27 protein-coding genes are annotated in these 22398 nt (G+C 55.3%); all 27 read left to right on the top strand.

Features of this window, described 5'->3' with window-relative positions:
• Window positions 1–4: 4 nt before the first annotated feature.
• Window positions 5–370 carry a 50S ribosomal protein L7/L12 gene (gene rplL / locus JV201_RS26410; protein WP_003210093.1) on the top strand — a complete coding sequence of 122 codons (366 nt, stop codon included), beginning with the start codon at window positions 5–7 and terminating at the stop codon, window positions 368–370.
• A 220-nt stretch (window positions 371–590) separates the two neighbouring features.
• A complete protein-coding gene (rpoB, locus tag JV201_RS26405) occupies window positions 591–4664 on the top strand; it encodes a DNA-directed RNA polymerase subunit beta (protein ID WP_017476319.1) in 4074 nt (1357 codons plus the stop codon).
• A gap of 64 nt (window positions 4665–4728) precedes the next feature.
• Window positions 4729–8928: a DNA-directed RNA polymerase subunit beta' gene (gene rpoC, locus JV201_RS26400; protein WP_003210090.1), complete on the top strand. Its 4200-nt coding sequence runs from the start codon at window positions 4729–4731 to the stop codon at window positions 8926–8928.
• 216 nt (window positions 8929–9144) lie between these two features.
• A complete protein-coding gene (gene rpsL / locus JV201_RS26395) occupies window positions 9145–9516 on the top strand; it encodes a 30S ribosomal protein S12 (RefSeq protein WP_002555494.1) in 372 nt (123 codons plus the stop codon).
• A 118-nt stretch (window positions 9517–9634) separates the two neighbouring features.
• Window positions 9635–10105, top strand: a complete 471-nt coding sequence (rpsG, locus tag JV201_RS26390) for a 30S ribosomal protein S7 (protein WP_002555493.1) — start codon at window positions 9635–9637, stop codon at window positions 10103–10105.
• Between the two features lie 30 nt (window positions 10106–10135).
• Window positions 10136–12241 (top strand): elongation factor G, encoded by a 2106-nt coding sequence (gene fusA, locus JV201_RS26385; protein ID WP_003210087.1) that lies wholly within the window; start codon window positions 10136–10138, stop codon window positions 12239–12241.
• A gap of 30 nt (window positions 12242–12271) precedes the next feature.
• Window positions 12272–13465 carry an elongation factor Tu gene (tuf, locus tag JV201_RS26380; RefSeq protein WP_003210085.1) on the top strand — a complete coding sequence of 398 codons (1194 nt, stop codon included), beginning with the start codon at window positions 12272–12274 and terminating at the stop codon, window positions 13463–13465.
• 141 nt (window positions 13466–13606) lie between these two features.
• Window positions 13607–13918 carry a 30S ribosomal protein S10 gene (gene rpsJ, locus JV201_RS26375; RefSeq protein WP_003210084.1) on the top strand — a complete coding sequence of 104 codons (312 nt, stop codon included), beginning with the start codon at window positions 13607–13609 and terminating at the stop codon, window positions 13916–13918.
• Window positions 13919–13999: 81 nt separating this feature from the next.
• A complete protein-coding gene (rplC, locus tag JV201_RS26370) occupies window positions 14000–14635 on the top strand; it encodes a 50S ribosomal protein L3 (RefSeq protein WP_003194649.1) in 636 nt (211 codons plus the stop codon).
• 12 nt (window positions 14636–14647) lie between these two features.
• On the top strand, window positions 14648–15250 hold the full coding sequence (rplD, locus tag JV201_RS26365) for a 50S ribosomal protein L4 (RefSeq protein ID WP_003210082.1): 603 nt from the start codon (window positions 14648–14650) through the stop codon (window positions 15248–15250).
• Window positions 15247–15546 (top strand): 50S ribosomal protein L23, encoded by a 300-nt coding sequence (gene rplW / locus JV201_RS26360; protein WP_002555488.1) that lies wholly within the window; start codon window positions 15247–15249, stop codon window positions 15544–15546. The genes rplD and rplW overlap by 4 nt, the downstream gene beginning before the upstream one ends.
• A gap of 14 nt (window positions 15547–15560) precedes the next feature.
• Complete coding sequence (rplB, locus tag JV201_RS26355) at window positions 15561–16385, top strand: 50S ribosomal protein L2 (RefSeq protein ID WP_003210080.1); 825 nt, start codon at window positions 15561–15563, stop codon at window positions 16383–16385.
• Window positions 16386–16401: 16 nt separating this feature from the next.
• Window positions 16402–16677: a 30S ribosomal protein S19 gene (rpsS, locus tag JV201_RS26350; protein ID WP_002555486.1), complete on the top strand. Its 276-nt coding sequence runs from the start codon at window positions 16402–16404 to the stop codon at window positions 16675–16677.
• A 13-nt stretch (window positions 16678–16690) separates the two neighbouring features.
• Window positions 16691–17023 (top strand): 50S ribosomal protein L22, encoded by a 333-nt coding sequence (rplV, locus tag JV201_RS26345; protein ID WP_003210077.1) that lies wholly within the window; start codon window positions 16691–16693, stop codon window positions 17021–17023.
• Between the two features lie 13 nt (window positions 17024–17036).
• On the top strand, window positions 17037–17723 hold the full coding sequence (rpsC, locus tag JV201_RS26340) for a 30S ribosomal protein S3 (RefSeq protein ID WP_003176422.1): 687 nt from the start codon (window positions 17037–17039) through the stop codon (window positions 17721–17723).
• Window positions 17724–17735: 12 nt separating this feature from the next.
• Window positions 17736–18149: a 50S ribosomal protein L16 gene (rplP, locus tag JV201_RS26335; protein WP_003210075.1), complete on the top strand. Its 414-nt coding sequence runs from the start codon at window positions 17736–17738 to the stop codon at window positions 18147–18149.
• Complete coding sequence (rpmC, locus tag JV201_RS26330; protein ID WP_002555481.1) at window positions 18149–18340, top strand: 50S ribosomal protein L29; 192 nt, start codon at window positions 18149–18151, stop codon at window positions 18338–18340. Before rplP ends, rpmC begins: the two co-directional genes overlap by 1 nt.
• A 2-nt stretch (window positions 18341–18342) precedes the next feature.
• Window positions 18343–18609, top strand: a complete 267-nt coding sequence (gene rpsQ, locus JV201_RS26325) for a 30S ribosomal protein S17 (protein WP_003176419.1) — start codon at window positions 18343–18345, stop codon at window positions 18607–18609.
• A gap of 23 nt (window positions 18610–18632) precedes the next feature.
• Window positions 18633–19001 carry a 50S ribosomal protein L14 gene (gene rplN, locus JV201_RS26320; protein ID WP_002555479.1) on the top strand — a complete coding sequence of 123 codons (369 nt, stop codon included), beginning with the start codon at window positions 18633–18635 and terminating at the stop codon, window positions 18999–19001.
• An 11-nt stretch (window positions 19002–19012) separates the two neighbouring features.
• Complete coding sequence (rplX, locus tag JV201_RS26315; protein WP_003210072.1) at window positions 19013–19327, top strand: 50S ribosomal protein L24; 315 nt, start codon at window positions 19013–19015, stop codon at window positions 19325–19327.
• A gap of 20 nt (window positions 19328–19347) precedes the next feature.
• Entirely contained in the window at window positions 19348–19887 is a 540-nt protein-coding gene (gene rplE / locus JV201_RS26310) for a 50S ribosomal protein L5 (protein ID WP_003210069.1), read from the top strand.
• A 13-nt stretch (window positions 19888–19900) separates the two neighbouring features.
• Window positions 19901–20206 (top strand): 30S ribosomal protein S14, encoded by a 306-nt coding sequence (gene rpsN / locus JV201_RS26305; protein ID WP_003176414.1) that lies wholly within the window; start codon window positions 19901–19903, stop codon window positions 20204–20206.
• A gap of 208 nt (window positions 20207–20414) precedes the next feature.
• Window positions 20415–20807, top strand: coding sequence for a 30S ribosomal protein S8 (gene rpsH / locus JV201_RS26300; protein WP_003186040.1), 393 nt, complete (start codon window positions 20415–20417; stop codon window positions 20805–20807).
• 12 nt (window positions 20808–20819) lie between these two features.
• Entirely contained in the window at window positions 20820–21353 is a 534-nt protein-coding gene (gene rplF, locus JV201_RS26295) for a 50S ribosomal protein L6 (protein WP_003176412.1), read from the top strand.
• 10 nt (window positions 21354–21363) lie between these two features.
• A complete protein-coding gene (gene rplR, locus JV201_RS26290; RefSeq protein ID WP_003186037.1) occupies window positions 21364–21714 on the top strand; it encodes a 50S ribosomal protein L18 in 351 nt (116 codons plus the stop codon).
• A 3-nt stretch (window positions 21715–21717) separates the two neighbouring features.
• Window positions 21718–22218, top strand: a complete 501-nt coding sequence (gene rpsE / locus JV201_RS26285) for a 30S ribosomal protein S5 (RefSeq protein WP_003186035.1) — start codon at window positions 21718–21720, stop codon at window positions 22216–22218.
• 2 nt (window positions 22219–22220) lie between these two features.
• A complete protein-coding gene (gene rpmD, locus JV201_RS26280) occupies window positions 22221–22397 on the top strand; it encodes a 50S ribosomal protein L30 (RefSeq protein ID WP_003186033.1) in 177 nt (58 codons plus the stop codon).
• Window position 22398: the final 1 nt, after the last annotated feature.

Genomic DNA, 22398 nt, shown 5'->3' with positions numbered 1-22398 from the left:
AGCAATGTCTATCTCCCAAGACGATATCCTCAACGCCGTAGCTGAAATGTCGGTTCTGCAGGTTGTTGAGCTGATCAAAGCTTTCGAAGAAAAATTCGGTGTTTCCGCTGCCGCTGCTTCGGCTGGCCCAGCTGTTGCCGCTGTTGCTGCTGAAGAGCAAACCGAATTCAACGTCATGCTGCTGGAAGCTGGCGAGAAGAAAGTAAACGTGATCAAGGCAGTACGTGAACTGACCGGTCTGGGCCTGAAAGAAGCCAAGGCAGTAGTTGACGGCGCCCCTGCCCAGGTTCTGGAAGCAGTGTCGAAAGACGCAGCTGACAAAGCTAAAGCAGTGCTGGAAGAAGCAGGCGCTAAAGTCGAGCTGAAGTAAGCATCGACCTTGCGTCTCCAGCCCAAGCGTTAAGCTGAAGGCTGATGGCTGGTGGCTCTTGCCACCGGCCTTTTTCCGTTATTGGCAATCGACTCGGTCGTCGCCTATAACGCGCTGTAACCACCCGATGCGGTGGCGCAAACCATGGGGTTTGCAAGATTTTCTGGCTGCTCCCGTCGGGAGGGGCCAAACAAGCAGGTGACCAAGCTGGGGAACGCTGATGGCTTACTCATATACTGAGAAAAAACGTATCCGCAAGGACTTTAGCAAGTTGCCGGACGTCATGGATGTCCCGTACCTTCTGGCTATCCAGCTGGATTCGTATCGTGAATTCTTGCAGGCGGGAGCGACCAAAGATCAGTTCCGCGACGTGGGCCTGCATGCGGCCTTCAAATCCGTTTTCCCGATCATCAGCTACTCCGGCAATGCTGCGCTGGAGTACGTCGGTTATCGCCTGGGCGAACCGGCATTTGATGTCAAAGAATGCGTGTTGCGCGGTGTTACGTACGCCGTACCTTTGCGGGTAAAAGTCCGTCTGATCATCTTCGACAAAGAGTCGTCGAACAAAGCGATCAAGGACATCAAAGAGCAAGAAGTCTACATGGGTGAAATCCCCCTGATGACTGAGAACGGTACCTTCGTTATCAACGGTACCGAGCGCGTTATCGTTTCCCAGCTGCACCGTTCCCCGGGCGTGTTCTTTGACCACGACCGCGGCAAGACGCACAGCTCCGGCAAGCTCCTGTACTCCGCGCGGATCATTCCGTACCGCGGTTCGTGGTTGGACTTCGAGTTCGACCCGAAAGACTGCGTGTTCGTGCGTATCGACCGTCGTCGCAAGCTGCCGGCCTCGGTACTGCTGCGCGCGCTCGGCTATACCACTGAGCAAGTGCTGGACGCTTTCTACACCACTAACGTATTCCACCTGAGCGGCGAAACCCTCAGCCTGGAGTTGGTGCCTCAGCGCCTGCGTGGTGAGATTGCCGTTCTGGACATCCAGGACGAAAAAGGCAAGGTCATCGTTGAAGCCGGCCGCCGTATTACCGCGCGCCACATCAACCAGATCGAAAAAGCCGGTATCAAGACGCTGGAAGTGCCTCTGGACTACGTCCTGGGTCGCACCACCGCCAAGGTCATCGTGCACCCGGCCACCGGCGAAATCCTGGCTGAATGCAACACCGAGCTGAACACCGAGATCCTGGCGAAAATCGCCAAGTCCCAGGTTGTTCGCATCGAGACCCTGTACACCAATGACATCGACTGCGGCCCGTTCGTCTCCGACACCCTGAAGATCGACTCCACCAGCAACCAATTGGAAGCGCTGGTCGAGATCTATCGCATGATGCGTCCTGGCGAGCCACCAACCAAAGACGCTGCCGAGACCCTGTTCAACAACCTGTTCTTCAGCCCTGAGCGCTATGACCTGTCTGCGGTCGGCCGGATGAAGTTCAACCGTCGTATCGGTCGTACCGAGATCGAAGGTTCGGGCGTGCTGTGCAAGGAAGACATCGTCGCGGTACTGAAGACCCTGGTCGACATCCGTAACGGCAAAGGCATCGTCGATGACATCGACCACCTGGGTAACCGTCGTGTTCGCTGCGTAGGCGAAATGGCCGAGAACCAGTTCCGCGTTGGCCTGGTACGTGTTGAGCGTGCGGTCAAAGAGCGTCTGTCGATGGCCGAAAGCGAAGGCCTGATGCCGCAAGACCTGATCAACGCCAAGCCAGTGGCTGCGGCGGTGAAAGAGTTCTTCGGTTCCAGCCAGCTCTCGCAGTTCATGGACCAGAACAACCCGCTCTCCGAGATCACCCACAAGCGCCGTGTTTCCGCACTGGGCCCGGGCGGTCTGACTCGTGAGCGTGCAGGCTTTGAAGTCCGTGACGTACACCCGACTCACTACGGTCGTGTATGCCCGATTGAAACGCCGGAAGGTCCGAACATCGGCCTGATCAACTCCCTGGCTGCCTATGCGCGCACCAACCAGTACGGCTTCCTCGAGAGCCCGTACCGCGTGGTGAAAGACGCACTGGTCACCGACGAGATCGTGTTCCTGTCCGCCATCGAAGAAGCTGATCACGTGATCGCTCAGGCTTCGGCCACGATGAACGACAAGAAAATGCTGATCGACGAGCTGGTAGCTGTTCGTCACTTGAACGAGTTCACCGTCAAGGCGCCGGAAGACGTCACCTTGATGGACGTATCGCCGAAGCAGGTAGTTTCGGTTGCAGCGTCGCTGATCCCGTTCCTGGAACACGATGACGCCAACCGTGCGTTGATGGGTTCCAACATGCAGCGTCAAGCTGTACCGACCCTGCGCGCCGACAAGCCGCTGGTAGGTACCGGCATGGAGCGTAACGTAGCCCGTGACTCCGGCGTTTGCGTCGTGGCTCGTCGTGGCGGCGTGATCGACTCCGTTGATGCCAGCCGTATCGTGGTTCGTGTTGCCGATGACGAAGTTGAAACTGGCGAAGCCGGTGTCGACATCTACAACCTGACCAAATACACCCGCTCCAACCAGAACACCTGCATCAACCAGCGTCCGCTGGTCAGCAAGGGTGATCGGGTTCAGCGCAGCGACATCATGGCAGACGGTCCGTCCACCGATATGGGTGAGCTGGCACTGGGTCAGAACATGCGCATCGCGTTCATGGCCTGGAACGGTTACAACTTCGAAGACTCCATCTGCCTGTCCGAGCGTGTGGTTCAGGAAGATCGCTTCACCACGATCCACATTCAGGAACTGACCTGTGTGGCGCGTGACACCAAGCTTGGGCCAGAGGAAATCACTGCAGACATCCCGAACGTGGGTGAAGCTGCACTGAACAAGCTGGACGAAGCCGGTATCGTTTACGTAGGTGCTGAAGTTGGCGCAGGCGACATTCTGGTAGGTAAGGTCACTCCGAAAGGCGAGACCCAACTGACTCCGGAAGAGAAGCTGTTGCGTGCCATCTTCGGTGAAAAAGCCAGCGACGTTAAAGACACTTCCCTGCGTGTACCTACCGGTACCAAGGGCACTGTCATCGACGTACAGGTCTTCACCCGTGACGGCGTTGAGCGTGATGCTCGTGCGCTGTCCATCGAGAAGACCCAACTCGACGAGATCCGCAAGGATCTGAACGAAGAGTTCCGTATCGTTGAAGGCGCGACCTTCGAACGTCTGCGTTCCGCCCTGGTAGGCCACAAGGCTGAAGGCGGCGCAGGTCTGAAGAAAGGTCAGGACATCACCGACGAAGTACTCGACGGTCTTGAGCACGGGCAGTGGTTCAAACTGCGCATGGCTGAAGATGCTCTGAACGAGCAGCTCGAGAAGGCCCAGGCCTACATCGTCGATCGTCGCCGTCTGCTGGACGACAAGTTCGAAGACAAGAAGCGCAAACTGCAGCAGGGCGATGACCTGGCTCCAGGCGTGCTGAAAATCGTCAAGGTTTACCTGGCAATCCGTCGCCGCATCCAGCCGGGCGACAAGATGGCCGGTCGTCACGGTAACAAAGGTGTGGTCTCCGTGATCATGCCGGTTGAAGACATGCCGCACGATGCCAATGGCACCCCGGTAGACGTCGTCCTCAACCCGTTGGGCGTACCTTCGCGTATGAACGTTGGTCAGATCCTTGAAACCCACCTGGGCCTCGCGGCCAAAGGTCTGGGCGAGAAGATCAACCGTATGATCGAAGAGCAGCGCAAGGTCGCAGACCTGCGTAAGTTCCTGCACGAGATCTACAACGAGATCGGCGGTCGCAACGAAGAGCTGGACACCTTCTCCGACCAGGAAATCCTGGATCTGGCGAAGAACCTGCGCGGCGGCGTTCCAATGGCTACCCCGGTGTTCGACGGTGCCAAGGAAAGCGAAATCAAGGCCATGCTGAAACTGGCAGACCTGCCAGAAAGCGGCCAGATGCAGCTGTTCGACGGCCGTACCGGCAACAAGTTTGAGCGCCCGGTTACTGTTGGCTACATGTACATGCTGAAGCTGAACCACTTGGTAGACGACAAGATGCACGCTCGTTCTACCGGTTCGTACAGCCTGGTTACCCAGCAGCCGCTGGGTGGTAAGGCTCAGTTCGGTGGTCAGCGTTTCGGGGAGATGGAGGTCTGGGCACTGGAAGCATACGGTGCTGCTTACACTCTGCAAGAAATGCTCACAGTGAAGTCGGACGATGTGAACGGTCGGACCAAGATGTACAAAAACATCGTGGACGGCGATCACCGTATGGAGCCGGGCATGCCCGAGTCTTTCAACGTGTTGATCAAAGAAATTCGTTCCCTCGGCATCGATATCGATCTGGAAACCGAATAACACGTGACGCGAATCGAGAGCGGGGCTGTTTAGCCCGCTCTCTGCTCCGCCAGGAGGAAAGGCCTTGAAAGACCTACTGAATTTGCTGAAAAACCAGGGTCAAGTCGAAGAGTTCGACGCCATCCGTATTGGGTTGGCATCGCCTGAGATGATCCGTTCGTGGTCGTTCGGTGAAGTTAAAAAGCCGGAAACCATCAACTACCGTACGTTCAAACCAGAGCGTGACGGCCTGTTCTGCGCCAAGATCTTTGGCCCGGTAAAGGATTACGAGTGCCTGTGCGGTAAGTACAAGCGCTTGAAGCACCGTGGTGTGATCTGCGAGAAGTGCGGCGTTGAAGTTGCACTGGCCAAGGTTCGTCGTGAGCGCATGGCGCACATCGAGCTGGCTTCGCCGGTTGCCCACATCTGGTTCCTGAAATCATTGCCGTCCCGTATCGGCTTGCTGATGGACATGACCCTGCGTGATATCGAACGCGTTCTCTACTTCGAGAGCTATGTCGTTATCGATCCAGGCATGACCACCCTTGAAAAGGGTCAGCTGCTGAACGACGAGCAGTACTTCGAAGCGCTGGAAGAGTTCGGCGACGATTTCGATGCCCGCATGGGTGCCGAAGCTGTCCGCGAACTGCTGCACGCTATCGACCTGGAACACGAGATTGGCCGTCTGCGTGAAGAAATTCCGCAAACCAACTCCGAAACCAAGATCAAGAAACTGTCCAAGCGTCTGAAGTTGATGGAAGCCTTCCAGGGTTCCGGCAACTTGCCAGAGTGGATGGTGCTGACCGTTCTGCCGGTTCTGCCGCCAGACCTGCGTCCGCTGGTACCGTTGGATGGTGGTCGCTTCGCGACTTCCGACCTCAACGACCTGTACCGTCGCGTGATCAACCGTAACAACCGCTTGAAGCGTCTGCTCGACCTGTCCGCTCCGGACATCATCGTGCGCAACGAAAAGCGTATGTTGCAGGAAGCTGTCGATGCCCTGCTCGACAACGGTCGTCGTGGCCGCGCTATCACCGGTTCGAACAAGCGTCCTCTGAAATCCCTGGCTGACATGATCAAGGGTAAGCAGGGTCGTTTCCGTCAGAACTTGCTCGGTAAGCGTGTTGACTACTCCGGTCGTTCGGTAATTACCGTAGGCCCGACCCTGCGTCTGCACCAGTGCGGTCTGCCGAAGAAGATGGCTCTCGAGCTGTTCAAGCCGTTCATTTTCGGCAAGCTGGAAATGCGTGGTCTCGCGACCACCATCAAAGCTGCCAAGAAAATGGTCGAGCGCGAGCTGCCAGAGGTTTGGGACGTTCTCGCTGAAGTGATCCGTGAACACCCGGTTCTCCTCAACCGTGCACCGACCCTTCACCGTCTGGGTATCCAGGCGTTTGAACCAGTACTGATCGAAGGTAAGGCTATCCAGCTGCACCCGCTGGTCTGTGCTGCGTACAACGCCGACTTCGACGGCGACCAAATGGCCGTGCACGTACCGCTGACGCTGGAAGCCCAGCTGGAAGCGCGTGCGTTGATGATGTCGACCAACAACATTCTGTCGCCAGCCAACGGTGAGCCAATCATCGTTCCGTCGCAGGACGTTGTATTGGGTCTGTACTACATGACTCGTGAAGCGATCAACGCCAAGGGCGAAGGTCGTGTGTTCGCGGATCTGCAGGAAGTTGACCGTGTGTTCCGTGCCGGCGAAGCCGCACTGCACGCCAAGGTTAAAGTCCGCATCCACGAAACCATCAACGATCGTGACGGTGGCAGCGTCAAGAACACCCGTATCGTCGACACCACTGTCGGCCGTGCGCTGCTGTTCCAGGTTGTTCCACCTGGCCTGTCGTACGACGTGGTCAACCAGCCAATGAAGAAAAAGGCGATCTCCAAGCTGATCAACCAGTGCTACCGCGTGGTTGGTTTGAAAGAGACCGTTATCTTCGCTGACCAGTTGATGTACACCGGTTTTGCTTATTCGACCATTTCCGGCGTTTCCATCGGTGTTAACGACTTCGTTATCCCGGACGAGAAAGCCGCCATCATCGGTGCTGCCACCGATGAAGTGAAAGAGATCGAAAGCCAGTACGCCTCCGGCCTGGTAACCCAGGGCGAGAAGTACAACAAAGTGATCGACCTTTGGTCCAAGGCCAACGACGAAGTGTCGAAGGCGATGATGTCGAACCTCTCGAAAGAGCGTGTTATCGACCGTCATGGCGTGGAAGTCGATCAAGAGTCGTTCAACTCGATGTACATGATGGCCGACTCGGGCGCACGGGGTTCTGCTGCGCAGATCCGTCAGCTCGCCGGTATGCGTGGCCTGATGGCCAAGCCGGACGGTTCCATCATCGAAACGCCGATTACTGCGAACTTCCGTGAAGGTTTGAGCGTACTTCAGTACTTCATCTCGACTCACGGTGCTCGTAAAGGTCTGGCGGATACCGCGTTGAAAACCGCTAACTCCGGTTACCTGACTCGTCGTCTGGTAGACGTTGCGCAAGACTTGGTTGTGACTGAAGTTGACTGCGGCACCGAACACGGTCTGCTGATGACTCCGCACATCGAAGGCGGCGACGTTGTAGAACCGTTGGGTGAGCGCGTACTGGGTCGAGTAATCGCCCGTGACGTATTCAAGCCAGGTACCGAGGAAGTCATCGTTCCTGCCGGCACCCTGGTAGACGAGAAGTGGGTCGAGTTCATCGAACTCAACAGCATCGACGAAGTGATTGTTCGCTCGCCGATCAGCTGCGAAACCCGCTACGGCATTTGCGCCAAGTGCTACGGCCGTGACTTGGCTCGTGGTCACCAGGTGAACATCGGTGAAGCGGTCGGCGTTATCGCTGCCCAGTCCATCGGTGAGCCGGGTACCCAGCTGACCATGCGTACGTTCCACATCGGTGGTGCGGCAAGCCGGACCTCCGCCGCCGACAGCGTTCAGGTGAAGAATGGCGGTACCGTCCGTCTGCACAACCTGAAGCACGTTGAGCGAGTGGATGGCCACCTGGTTGCTGTGTCCCGTTCCGGTGAGCTGGCAATCGCTGATGACTACGGTCGTGAGCGCGAGCGTTACAAGCTGCCGTACGGTGCTGTGATTTCGGTTAAAGAAGGTGACAAGGTCGACGCTGGCGCAATCGTGGCCAAGTGGGATCCACACACTCACCCAATCGTTACCGAAATGAAAGGTACCGTGACCTACGTGGGCATGGAAGAAGGCATCACGATCAAGCGTCAGACTGACGAATTGACCGGTATGACCAACATTGAAGTACTCGACGCCAAAGACCGTCCAGCTGCAGGCAAAGATATCCGTCCTGCCGTGAAGATGGTTGATGACAACGGCAAGGATCTGTTGCTGCCAGGCACTGACGTTATCGCTCAGTACTTCCTGCCAGCCAACGCCCTGGTCGGTGTTGCGGATGGTGCGAAGATCGCGATCGGTGATGTTATCGCTCGTATCCCGCAAGAAACTTCGAAGACCCGTGACATCACCGGTGGTCTGCCGCGTGTTGCCGACTTGTTCGAAGCTCGTCGTCCGAAAGAAGCGTCGATTCTGGCTGAAGTCAGCGGCACCATCGCGTTCGGTAAAGAGACCAAGGGCAAGCGCCGCCTGGTTATCACCCCGAACGACGGTAGCGATCCGTACGAAGAGCTGATTCCGAAGTGGCGTCACCTGAACGTTTTCGAAGGCGAACAGGTAAACCGCGGCGAAGTTATCTCAGACGGCCCGAGCGATCCACACGACATCCTGCGTCTGCTGGGTGTGAGTGCGCTGGCCAAGTACATCGTTAACGAGATCCAGGACGTTTACCGTCTGCAAGGCGTGAAGATCAACGATAAGCACATCGAGACCATCCTGCGTCAGATGCTGCGTAAAGTTGAAATCGCTGAATCCGGCGATTCGAGTTTCATCAAGGGCGACCAGATGGAACTGACTCACGTACTGGTAGAGAACGAGCGCCTGGCGAACGACGAGAAATTCGTTTCCAAGTTCACTCGTGTGTTGCTGGGTATCACCAAGGCGTCGTTGTCCACTGAGTCGTTCATCTCGGCGGCCTCCTTCCAGGAGACCACTCGCGTACTGACCGAAGCAGCGGTAACCGGCAAGCGCGATTACCTGCGCGGCCTGAAAGAAAACGTGGTTGTGGGTCGTCTGATCCCGGCCGGTACCGGTTTGGCCTACCACAGCGAGCGTAAGCGTCGCCGTGAACTCGACAAGCCGTTGCGCGTAAGCGCCAGTGAAGTGGAAGCTGCACTGACCGAAGCGCTGAACTCAAGCGGTAACTGAGTTCTGCGGTAAATAAGACCGGGCCCTGGCAGCCCCGTTCGTCGGATCGAGACAGATTTGTCCCGGTTCGATGGAAGGGGAGGTCGGGGCCTTGCCTTGACTGGGGACAAGATCCTCTTTAGACTCTTGTACCCCTAAATTTGGCGGGAATTCGTTCCTGCCATTTTGCTTTTCTTGCAAGACAATAGCGTCGCAAGACAACAGTGGAGCTAGTAGATGGCAACTATCAACCAGCTGGTACGTCAGCCGCGTAAGCGTATCGTCGAGAAATCCGACGTGCCTGCGCTGCAGAACTGCCCGCAACGTCGTGGCGTATGCACTCGCGTGTATACCACTACGCCGAAAAAACCTAACTCGGCACTGCGTAAAGTATGCCGTGTGCGCCTGACCAACGGTTTCGAGGTTTCCTCGTACATCGGCGGTGAAGGTCACAACCTGCAAGAGCACAGCGTGGTACTGATCCGCGGCGGTCGTGTAAAAGACTTGCCAGGTGTTCGTTACCACACCGTACGCGGCTCCTTGGATACTTCCGGCGTTAAAGGTCGTAACCAGGGTCGTTCGAAGTACGGTACCAAGAAGCCTAAGTAGTAGCGGCTTTTTGTAAAACTGAATCATCTTATTTTCTGAGTCGATAAGAGTAAGGTCGGAGGCGTCCCGAAAGGGCACCGATTCCGAGCGAACCTGAAGACCGTTTGAGGGCTTATCCATGCCAAGAAGACGCGTAGCAGCCAAGCGCGAAGTGCTTGACGATCCAAAATACGGAAGCCAAATCCTGGCCAAGTTCATGAACCACGTAATGGAAAGCGGCAAGAAAGCCGTTGCCGAGCGTATCGTTTATGGCGCGCTGGAAAAGGTTAAAGAACGCAAGAACAGCGACCCCCTGGAAATCTTCGAGAAAGCTCTCGACGCCATCGCTCCGCTGGTCGAAGTGAAGTCGCGCCGTGTAGGCGGTGCTACTTACCAGGTTCCGGTTGAAGTTCGCCCGTCCCGTCGTAACGCTTTGGCAATGCGCTGGTTGGTAGACTTCGCCCGTAAGCGCGGCGAGAAGTCTATGGCCCTGCGTTTGGCTGGCGAACTGTTGGACGCTGCTGAAGGTAAAGGTGCTGCTGTTAAGAAGCGTGAAGACGTGCACCGTATGGCTGAAGCCAACAAAGCTTTCTCGCACTACCGCTTCTAATTCTAGCTTCACTAATTTTGCGAGGGCTTTATGGCTCGTACTACTCCGATTAGCCGCTACCGTAACATCGGTATCGTTGCTCACGTGGATGCTGGTAAAACCACCACCACCGAGCGCGTACTGTTTTACACCGGCAAAAGTCACAAAATGGGCGAGGTGCATGACGGCGCCGCGACCACAGACTGGATGGTTCAGGAGCAGGAGCGTGGTATTACCATTACTTCTGCTGCTATTACCGCCTTCTGGAAAGGTTCCGAGAAGCAGTACAAGGACGAGCACCGCTTCAACGTAATCGATACCCCGGGCCACGTAGACTTCACCATTGAAGTTGAGCGTTCCCTGCGCGTACTCGACGGCGCTGTCGTTGTGTTCTGCGGTACTTCGGGTGTTGAGCCTCAGTCGGAAACCGTATGGCGTCAGGCCAACAAGTACGGCGTTCCACGTCTTGTTTACGTAAACAAGATGGACCGTGCTGGTGCCAACTTCCTGCGCGTGATCGGTCAGATCAAACAGCGTCTGGGTCACACTCCGGTGCCAATCCAGTTGGCTATCGGTTCCGAAGACAACTTCCAGGGTCAGATCGATCTGATCAACATGGAAGCTGTTTACTGGAATGACGCTGACAAAGGCATGGTTCCTGTTCGTAAGCCTATCCCTGCAGAACTGCAGGAGCTGGCTGACGAGTGGCGTAACAACATGGTTGAGGCTGCTGCTGAAGCCAGCGAAGAGCTGATGAACAAGTACCTCGAAGGTGAAGAACTCACCAACGTGGAAATCAAGGCCGCTCTGCGTCAGCGTACTATCGCTGGTGAGATCGTTCTGGCTGTTTGCGGTTCTTCCTTCAAGAACAAGGGTGTTCCCCTGGTTCTCGACGCCGTTATCGACTACCTGCCTGCTCCAACCGACATTCCTGCTATCAAGGGTACCAACCCTGATAACGAGGAAGAAGAGATGGAGCGTCACGCCGATGACAGCGAGCCGTTCTCGGCTTTGGCGTTCAAGATCGCTACTGACCCATTCGTGGGTACTTTGACCTTCGTCCGCGTTTACTCGGGCGTGTTGGCCTCCGGCGACGGCGTGATCAACTCGGTTAAAGGCAAGAAAGAGCGTGTGGGTCGTATGGTGCAAATGCACGCAAACGCCCGTGAAGAGATCAAGGAAGTACGCGCTGGTGACATCGCGGCCCTGATCGGCATGAAGGACGTCACCACTGGTGAGACCTTGTGCGACGCTGCCAAGCCAATCATCCTGGTTCGCATGGACTTCCCGGAGCCGGTTATTTCGGTTGCCGTTGAGCCTAAGACCAAGGATGACCAGGAAAAAATGGGTATCGCTCTGGGCAAGCTTGCTCAGGAAGATCCATCTTTCCGCGTCAAGACTGATGAAGAGACTGGTCAAACGATCATCTCCGGCATGGGCGAGCTTCACCTGGACATCCTGGTTGACCGGATGCGCCGTGAGTTCAACGTCGAAGCCAACATCGGTAAGCCTCAGGTTTCCTATCGTGAGCGCATCACGAAGAACTGCGAAATCGAAGGCAAATTCGTTCGTCAGTCCGGCGGTCGTGGCCAGTTCGGCCATTGCTGGATCCGTTTTGCTCCTGCTGATGAAGGTCAGGAAGGTCTGCAATTCGTGAACGAAGTAGTGGGCGGTGTTGTTCCTAAGGAATACATCCCGGCTATCCAGAAGGGTATCGAAGAGCAGATGAAGAACGGTGTTGTTGCCGGCTATCCGCTCATCGGCCTGAAGGCGACCGTTTTTGACGGTTCTTACCACGACGTCGACTCCAACGAGATGGCGTTTAAGGTGGCTGCTTCCATGGCTACCAAGCAACTGGCCCAGAAGGGCGGTGGTGAGTTGCTTGAGCCAATCATGGCAGTAGAAGTCGTTACGCCTGAAGACTACATGGGTGACGTGATGGGCGACCTTAACCGTCGTCGCGGCATGATCTTGGGTATGGAAGATACGGTTTCCGGCAAAGTGATTCGTGCCGAGGTTCCGTTGGGCGAGATGTTCGGTTATGCGACCGACGTTCGTTCCATGTCTCAGGGTCGCGCAAGCTACTCTATGGAATTCAAAAAATACAACACAGCTCCGGCGCACATCGCTGAAACTGTATCCAAAAAACAAGGCTGATTCAGTCCTTTAGGCAAGGAGTTAATTGTCGTGGCTAAAGAAAAATTTGATCGTTCCCTACCGCACGTAAACGTTGGCACTATCGGCCACGTTGACCACGGTAAAACCACTCTGACCGCTGCTCTGACTCGCGTCTGCTCCGAAGTTTTCGGTTCGGCTCGTGTTGACTTCGACAAGATCGACAGCGCACCAGAAGAAAAAGCTCGTGGTATCACCATCAACACCGCGCACGTTGAATACAACTCGCTGATCCGTCACTACGCTCACGTTGACTGCCCAGGTCACGCTGACTATGTGAAGAACATGATCACCGGTGCTGCCCAGATGGACGGCGCGATCCTGGTTTGCTCGGCCGCTGATGGTCCGATGCCACAAACCCGTGAGCACATCCTGCTGTCCCGTCAGGTAGGCGTTCCGTACATCGTGGTTTTCCTGAACAAGGCTGACCTGGTAGACGACGCTGAGCTGCTGGAACTGGTTGAGATGGAAGTGCGCGATCTGCTGAGCACTTACGACTTCCCGGGCGACGACACTCCGATCATCATCGGTTCTGCTCGTATGGCTCTGGACGGTCTTGACGACAACGAAATGGGCACCACTGCCGTTCGTAAACTGGTTGAGACTCTGGACAGCTACATCCCAGATCCAGTTCGTGTTATCGACAAGCCGTTCCTGATGCCAATCGAAGACGTATTCTCGATCTCCGGTCGTGGTACTGTTGTGACTGGTCGTATCGAGCGCGGTATCGTTAAGGTTCAAGATCCACTGGAAATCGTTGGTCTGCGTGACACTACCGTCACCACCTGCACCGGTGTTGAAATGTTCCGTAAACTGCTCGACGAAGGTCGTGCAGGCGAGAACTGCGGCGTTCTGCTGCGTGGTACCAAGCGTGACGACGTTGAGCGTGGCCAGGTTCTGGTCAAGCCAGGTTCGGTTAAGCCGCACACTACCTTCGAAGCTGAAGTGTACGTGTTGAGCAAAGAAGAAGGCGGTCGTCACACTCCGTTCTTCAAAGGCTACCGTCCACAGTTCTACTTCCGGACCACTGACGTGACCGGTAACTGCGAACTGCCGGAAGGCGTTGAAATGGTAATGCCAGGTGACAACATCAAAATGGTTGTCACCCTGATCAAAACCATCGCAATGGAAGATGGTCTGCGTTTCGCTATCCGTGAAGGCGGTCGTACCGTCGGCGCTGGCGTCGTAGCCAAAATCATCGCTTAATAAGTGATGACTTGAAAAAGCCCCCGCTCAGCGGGGGCTTTTTTATTGAGTTGACACCCATATGGGGCGTCTATAGAATTGCGCCTCCTTTTAACGGGCGTGTTGCGCTCGCTGGGAATAGCAGCCGGAGTCTGAAATCCAATGGCAAATCAGCAAATTCGTATCAGGTTGAAGGCTTTTGACCACAAACTGATCGACCAATCCACCCAGGAAATCGTGGAAACCGCGAAACGTACTGGTGCTCAAGTGCGTGGTCCAATTCCACTGCCTACCCGTAAAGAGCGGTTCACCGTTCTGGTCTCCCCGCACGTCAACAAAGACGCGCGTGACCAGTACGAGATCCGTACTCATAAGCGCGTGCTGGACATCGTCCTGCCAACGGATAAAACCGTTGATGCACTTATGAAGCTTGATCTGGCGGCCGGTGTGGAAGTACAGATCAGCCTCGGCTAAGACTTGGGTCTTAGTCGTGTAACGCTCTGAAATGGGCGGCCATAGCGGGTGAAAGCCCCGTACACTCATGAGGTTTACAACATGACTATTGGTGTAGTCGGTCGTAAATGCGGTATGACCCGTATTTTCACCGAAGAAGGTGTCTCCATTCCGGTCACGGTCATTGAGATCGAACCGAATCGCGTCACCCAGTTTAAAACTGAAGAAACCGATGGCTATCGTGCAGTGCAAGTCACTGTCGGCGAGCGTCGTGCTTCGCGTGTGACTGCTGCTCAAGCAGGTCACTTCGCTAAAGCAAACGTTGCAGCTGGTCGTACTGTCATGGAGTTCCGTCTTGAAGACGGCGACTACCAGGCTGGCGATCTGATCAACGCTGAAATCTTCGCCGCTGGTCAACTGGTTGATGTAACCGGTCAGTCCAAGGGTAAAGGCTTCCAGGGTACGATCAAGCGTTGGAATTTCCGTGGCCAAGACAACACTCACGGTAACTCCGTTTCCCACCGCGTCCCGGGCTCTATTGGCCAGTGCCAGACTCCTGGTCGTGTATTCAAGGGCAAAAAAATGTCCGGTCATATGGGCGCTGAGCGCGTGACCGTGCAGTCCCTCGAAGTAGTGCGCGTCGACGCTGAACGCAATCTGTTGTTGGTCAAGGGTGCTGTTCCTGGCGCTACTGGCGGCAACCTGGTTGTACGTCCAGCGGCCAAGGCTCGCGGTTAAGGGGAAGCTGACATGCAATTAAACGTAAATGACGCTCAAGCGATCGAAGTTTCCGAACTGACATTTGGCGGCGAATTCAACGAGACGCTGGTTCACCAAGCAGTCGTGGCCTACATGGCCGGCGGCCGTCAAGGTAGCAAGCAGCAAAAGACCCGTTCCGACGTTCGTGGTGGCGGTAAGCGCCCTTGGCGTCAGAAAGGTACTGGCCGCGCTCGTGCCGGTACTATCCGTAGCCCAATCTGGCGTGGCGGCGGTACCACTTTCGCAGCACGTCCACAGGATCACACCCAGAAGCTCAACAAGAAGATGTATCGCGCAGCACTGCGCTCCATCCTTGCTGAACTCGTGCGTACTGATCGTCTGGTCGTGGTTCAGGACTTCGCTGTTGAAGCGCCGAAAACCAAAGATCTGCTGAACAAGCTGAACGGCATGGGCCTGACTGACGTCCTGATCGTGTCTGAAGCTGTTGATCAGAACCTGTACCTGGCTGCTCGCAACCTGCCACACGTTGATGTACGTGACGTGCAAGGTTCCGATCCAGTTAGTCTGATCGCATACGACAAGGTGTTGATCACCGTGTCGGCCGTGAAGAAATTCGAGGAGCTGCTGGGATGAACCAGGAACGCGTATTTAAAGTTCTGCTTGGCCCGCACGTTTCCGAAAAGGCTACGGTTCTGGCTGACAAGAAAGGCCAGTTCGTTTTCAAGGTTGCAACTGACGCAACCAAGCTGGAAATCAAGAAGGCCGTCGAAAGCCTGTTCAGCGTGAAAGTAGAGCGTGTTACTACCCTGAATGTTCTGGGTAAGAGCAAGCGCACTGCTCGCGGTCTGGGCAAGCGTAATGACTGGAAGAAGGCAGTTATCTCCCTTCAGCCAGGCCAAGATCTCGATTTCAGCAGCAGTGCTGAGTAAGGAAGGGGTGCATCATGGCAATCGTTAAATGCAAACCGACTTCCCCTGGCCGCCGTTTTGTGGTCAAGGTGGTCAACCAGGAGCTGCATAAAGGCGCTCCTCACGCACCGCTGCTCGAGAAGAAATCGAAGACTGGTGGTCGTAACAACAATGGTCGTATTACCACTCGTCACATCGGTGGTGGCCATAAGCAGCATTATCGTCTGGTCGACTTCCGTCGCAACGACAAAGATGGCATCGCTGCCACTGTCGAGCGTATCGAATACGATCCAAACCGTACTGCTCACATCGCTCTGCTGCTGTACGCAGATGGCGAGCGTCGCTACATCATCGCCCCTAAAGGCGTGAGTGCTGGTGACCAGCTGATCGCAGGTGCTTTGGCACCGATCAAGCCGGGCAACGCTCTGCAACTGCGCAACATTCCAGTTGGTAGCACCGTACACGGCATCGAATTGAAGCCGGGTAAAGGCGCGCAAATCGCTCGTTCCGCTGGTGCTTCGGCTCAGCTGATCGCTCGTGAAGGTGTCTACGTGACCCTGCGTCTGCGCTCTGGTGAAATGCGTAAAGTATTGGCTGAATGCCGTGCGACCCTGGGCGAAGTCTCGAACTCCGAGCACAGCCTGCGTTCGCTGGGTAAAGCTGGTGCCAAACGCTGGCGTGGCGTTCGCCCAACCGTTCGTGGTGTTGCCATGAACCCGGTTGACCACCCACACGGTGGTGGTGAAGGTCGTACCTCTGGTGGTCGTCATCCGGTATCGCCATGGGGCTTCCCGACTAAGGGCGCGAAGACTCGTGGTAATAAGCGTACCGACAAAATGATCGTCCGTCGTCGCAAGTAAATAGAGGGATACGACAGTGCCACGTTCTCTGAAAAAAGGTCCTTTTATTGATCTTCACCTACTGAAGAAGATCGAAGTGGCGGCGGAAAAGAACGATCGCAAACCGGTGAAAACCTGGTCGCGTCGTTCGATGATCCTGCCACAAATGGTCGGTCTGACCATTGCAGTGCATAACGGTCGTCAACATGTTCCAGTTCTCGTGAACGAAGACATGGTCGGCCACAAACTAGGCGAGTTTGCCGGTACCCGCACATATCGTGGGCACGTGGCAGACAAGAAAGCCAAGCGTTAAGGGGTAAGGAACGATGGAAGTAGCCGCTAAGTTGTCGGGCGCTCGAATCTCCGCCCAGAAAGCCCGCTTGGTCGCCGACCAGATCCGCGGGAAGAAGGTGGGCGAAGCGCTCAACCTGTTGGCTTTCAGCAGTAAGAAAGCCGCCGAGATCATCAAGAAAGTGCTGGAGTCGGCCGTAGCCAACGCCGAGCACAACGAAGGCGCAGACGTTGATGACCTGAAGGTCAGCACCGTTTTCGTCAACGAAGGGCGTTCGCTGAAGCGCATCATGCCTCGTGCCAAAGGCCGAGCTGATCGCATCGTCAAGCGGTCTTGCCATATCACTGTCAAGGTTGCTGACAAGTAACGGAGTCGAAGAGATGGGTCAGAAAGTACATCCCATTGGCATTCGCCTGGGAATCGTCAAGGAGCACACCTCCGTCTGGTACGCAGACGGTCGGACTTATGCGGACTACTTGTTCGCTGATCTGAAGGTGCGTGAGTATCTCCAAGACAAACTAAAAAGCGCGTCCGTGAGCCGTATCGATATCCATCGTCCTGCTCAAACTGCACGTATCACCATCCACACCGCTCGTCCAGGTATCGTTATCGGGAAGAAAGGTGAAGATGTTGAGAAACTGCGTCAGGACCTGACCAAGCAAATGGGTGTGCCTGTGCACATCAATATCGAAGAGATCCGCAAGCCGGAGCTCGACGGTATGCTGGTTGCGCAGAGCGTAGCTCAGCAGCTGGAGCGTCGCGTTATGTTCCGTCGCGCTATGAAGCGCGCAGTACAGAACGCCATGCGCATTGGTGCCAAAGGCATCAAAATCCAAGTGAGCGGTCGTCTCGGCGGTGCTGAAATCGCACGTACTGAATGGTATCGCGAAGGTCGTGTGCCACTGCACACCCTGCGTGCCGACATCGACTATGCCAACTACGAAGCTCACACCACCTACGGTGTGATCGGTGTAAAGGTTTGGATCTTCAAAGGCGAAGTAATTGGTGGTCGCCAAGAAGAACTGAAACCACAAGCACCAGCGCCTCGTAAAAAAGCTGCTAAGTAAGGGGTACGCCAAATGTTGCAACCAAAGCGTACGAAGTTCCGCAAGCAGATGACAGGCCACAACCGTGGTCTGGCTCAGCGCGGTAGCAAAGTCAGCTTCGGCGAATATGCGCTGAAGTCTGTAGCTCGTGGTCGTCTCACCGCTCGTCAGATCGAGTCAGCGCGTCGTGCACTGACCCGTCACGTTAAACGTGGCGGCAAGATCTGGATCCGTGTATTCCCGGACAAGCCTATCTCCAAAAAGCCCCTCGAAGTTCGGATGGGTAAAGGTAAGGGTAACGTGGAATATTGGGTTGCCCAGATTCAGCCAGGCAAAGTCCTGTATGAAATCGAGGGTGTTACTGAAGAGCTGGCGCGTGAGGCTTTCGCCCTGGCTGCTGCAAAGCTGCCGCTCGCCACCTCCTTTGTTAAACGGACGGTGATGTGATGAAAGCGAATGAACTTCGTGAAAAATCCGCACAGCAGCTGAACGAGCAACTGCTCGGCCTGCTGCGCGACCAGTTCAATCTGCGTATGCAGAAAGCAACTGGCCAGTTGGGGCAGTCTCATCTGCTCTCGCAAGTTAAGCGTGACATTGCTCGCGTGAAGACTGTGCTCAACCAGCAGGCAGGTAAGTGATCATGGCTGAAGCCGAAAAGACTGTCCGTACGCTGACTGGCCGTGTTGTCAGCGACAAGATGGACAAAACCATCACCGTTTTGATCGAGCGTCGCGTTAAGCACCCGATCTACGGTAAATACGTTAAGCGTTCGACTAAGCTGCACGCGCACGACGAAACCAACCAGTGCCACATCGGCGACAAAGTCACTATTCGTGAAACTCGTCCGTTGGCCAAGACCAAGTCTTGGGCCCTGGTTGATGTTCTCGAACGCGCTGTGGAAGTCTAAGGACTAGGGGTCGGAGAAATTATATGATTCAGACTCAATCCATGCTCGATGTGGCCGATAACAGCGGCGCACGCCGCGTTATGTGCATCAAGGTGCTGGGTGGCTCCCATCGTCGTTACGCTGGTATCGGTGACATCATCAAAGTTACCGTGAAGGAAGCAATTCCTCGCGGTAAAGTGAAAAAAGGCCAAGTGATGACTGCTGTTGTAGTCCGCACTCGTCACGGCGTACGCCGTGCAGATGGCTCCATTATCCGCTTTGATGGCAACGCTGCTGTTCTTCTGAACAACAAGCAAGAGCCGATCGGCACCCGTATCTTTGGGCCAGTGACCCGTGAACTTCGTACTGAGAAGTTCATGAAGATCGTCTCGCTCGCCCCAGAAGTGCTGTAAGGAGATCCGACATGCAAAAGATTCGTCGTGACGACGAGATCATCGTGATCGCCGGCAAAGACAAAGGTAAGCGCGGTAAGGTGCTGAAGGTTCTTGCTGATGACCGTCTGGTCGTTAGTGGTCTGAACCTGGTCAAGCGTCATACCAAGCCTAACCCGATGTCGGGCGTACAAGGCGGTATCGTCGAGAAAGAAGCGCCACTGCACGCTTCTAACGTCGCCATCTTCAACGGCGAAACCAACAAGGCTGACCGCGTTGGTTTCAAAGTAGAAGAAGGTAAGAAAATTCGTGTCTTCAAGTCGACCCAAAAAGCGGTTGATGCTTGAACACTGCTAGGTAGAAGACCATGGCACGACTAAAAGAGATTTACCGGAAGGAAATCGCACCGAAACTTAAGGAAGAACTTAAGCTTTCGAACGTGATGGAAGTTCCGCGCGTTACCAAAATCACCCTGAACATGGGTCTGGGCGAAGCGATCGGCGACAAAAAAGTCATCGAGCACGCTGTTGCTGACCTGGAAAAGATCACCGGCCAAAAAGTCGTTGTGACCTACGCTCGTAAATCCATCGCTGGCTTTAAAGTCCGTGAAGGATGGCCGATCGGCGTCAAAGTGACTCTGCGCCGTGAGCGTATGTACGAATTCCTGGATCGTCTGCTGTCGATCTCCCTGCCTCGGGTCCGCGACTTCCGCGGCCTGAATGCCAAGTCCTTCGATGGTCGTGGTAACTACAGCATGGGCGTTAAAGAGCAGATCATCTTCCCGGAAATCGACTACGACAAGATCGATGCTCTCCGCGGTCTGGACATCACCCTGACCACCACTGCCAAGAACGATGATGAAGGCCGCGCTCTGCTGCGTGCGTTCAAATTCCCGTTCCGCAACTGATTGGAGTAGGACCATGGCCAAGATGAGCATGAAAAACCGCGAGCTGAAACGTCAGCTCACGGTTGCCAAGTACGCCAAGAAGCGTGCAGCACTGAAAGCAATCATCGTTGATCTGAACGCAAGTCCAGAAGCACGTTGGGAAGCTACAGTTGCTCTGCAGAAGCAGCCACGTGACGCAAGCGCTTCGCGCATGCGTAACCGCTGCCGCCTGACCGGTCGTCCACACGGCGTTTACCGCAAGTTCGGCCTCGGCCGTAACAAACTGCGTGAAGCGGCAATGCGTGGTGACGTACCAGGTCTGGTTAAAGCCAGCTGGTAAGTACGTTCGAAGTCTCGGTGGCCAGAATCGTAAGATACTGACCGCCGGTGGCCTAGAATCTGGAACAAGCCCCTTTTGGGGCTTGTTTCATTTCCGGAGTGTGTCTAAAATACGCGGCTCGCCTGAGCCCGTGTGTTTTGTGCTCGGAGATTCTCGGCGACACGTAATGGCCGCAAGGCTAATTTTTTTGTATTAGGAGCGTCTAGCCATGAGTATGCAGGACCCGTTAGCGGACATGCTAACTCGTATCCGTAATGCCCAGATGGCTGAAAAGTCCGTCGTAAGCATGCCATCTTCCACGTTGAAGGTTGCTGTTGCCAAAGTCCTGAAAGACGAAGGCTACATTGCGGGTTATCAGATCAGCAGCGAAATCAAACCACTGCTGTCCATCGAGCTGAAGTACTTCGAAGGCCGTCCGGTCATCGAAGAAGTGAAGCGCGTTAGCCGTCCAGGCCTGCGTCAGTACAAGTCCGTTGATGATCTGCCAAAAGTTCGTGGCGGTCTCGGTGTGTCTATCGTCTCCACCAACAAAGGTGTGATGACGGATCGTGCTGCGCGCGCTGCCGGTGTCGGCGGCGAAGTTCTTTGCACTGTGTTCTAAGGGGGGATAAGCATGTCACGCGTCGCTAAGAACCCCGTTAAGCTGCCAGCCGGTGTCGAAGTAAAATTCGCAGGCCAACAGCTTTCGGTGAAGGGTGCCAAGGGCACTCTGGAACTGAACATCCATTCGTCCGTTGAGATCGTTGAAGAAGCTGGTGAGCTGCGTTTCGCTGCTCGCAATGGCGATCAACAAACTCGCGCAATGGCCGGTACCACTCGTGCGTTGGTAAACAACATGGTCCAAGGCGTAAGCCAAGGCTTCGAGCGCAAGCTCCAGCTGGTCGGTGTTGGTTACAAAGCGCAAGCAAAAGGCACGGTTCTGAACCTGGCCCTTGGCTTCTCGCACCCAGTGGATTACGAACTGCCGGAAGGCATCACCGCTGAGACCCCTAGCCAAACCGATATCCTGATCAAGGGTATTGATAAGCAGCTGGTAGGTCAGGTGGCCGCTGAGATCCGCGACTTCCGTCCACCAGAGCCGTACAAAGGCAAAGGTGTGCGCTACGCGGACGAAGTCGTCCGTCGTAAAGAAGCCAAGAAGAAGTAGGGCATAGCAAATGACCGACAAAAAAGTTACTCGACTGCGTCGCGCTCGCAAAGCACGCCTGAAAATGCACGAACTCGAAGTCGTGCGTCTCTGCGTGTTCCGCTCGTCGCAGCACATCTACGCCCAGGTCATCTCGGCCGACGGCAACAAAGTCCTGGCAAGCGCCTCGACTTTGGATAAAGAACTGCGTGATGGTGCCACTGGCAACATCGACGCGGCCACTAAGGTTGGCCAGCTGGTCGCTACGCGTGCTAAGGCCGCCGGCGTCTCGCAAGTGGCTTTCGACCGCTCTGGCTTCAAGTACCACGGCCGCGTGAAAGCGCTGGCTGATGCTGCTCGTGAAGCTGGGCTGGAGTTCTAAGTTATGTCAAATAACGACCAAAAGCGCGACGAAGGCTACATTGAGAAGCTGGTTCAAGTTAACCGCGTAGCCAAAACCGTTAAAGGCGGCCGTATCTTCACTTTCACCGCGTTGACCGTGGTAGGTGATGGTAAAGGGCGCGTTGGCTTCGGCCGTGGCAAGTCACGTGAAGTGCCTGCTGCGATCCAGAAGGCAATGGAAGCTGCTCGTCGCAACATGATCCAAGTTGATCTGAACGGCACTACTCTGCAGTACGCAATGAAGTCCGCTCACGGCGCTTCGAAGGTGTACATGCAGCCTGCCTCTGAAGGTACCGGTATCATCGCTGGCGGCGCTATGCGTGCTGTCCTCGAAGTTGCTGGCGTTCAGAACGTTCTGGCCAAGTGCTACGGCTCGACTAACCCGGTAAACGTGGTTCACGCCACTTTCAAGGGTTTGAAAGCAATGCAGTCTCCTGAATCCATTGCCGCCAAGCGTGGCAAAAGCGTCAAGGAGATCTTCTGATCATGGCTACCGTTAAAGTAACGCTGATCAAAAGCATGACCGGCCGCATCCCTAACCACAAATTGTGCGTTAAGGGTTTGGGTCTGCGTCGCATCGGTCACACTGTAGAAGTACTTGATACTCCCGAGAATCGCGGGATGATCAACAAGGCTTACTACATGCTGCGTGTCGAGGGTTAAT

The sequence above is a fragment of the Pseudomonas sp. Colony2 genome (genome assembly GCF_019382755.1).
Classification (GTDB): Bacteria; Pseudomonadota; Gammaproteobacteria; order Pseudomonadales; family Pseudomonadaceae; genus Aquipseudomonas.
The sequence above is the reverse complement of the archived record's forward strand: the minus strand, read 5'-3'. Positions and strand labels throughout refer to the sequence as shown.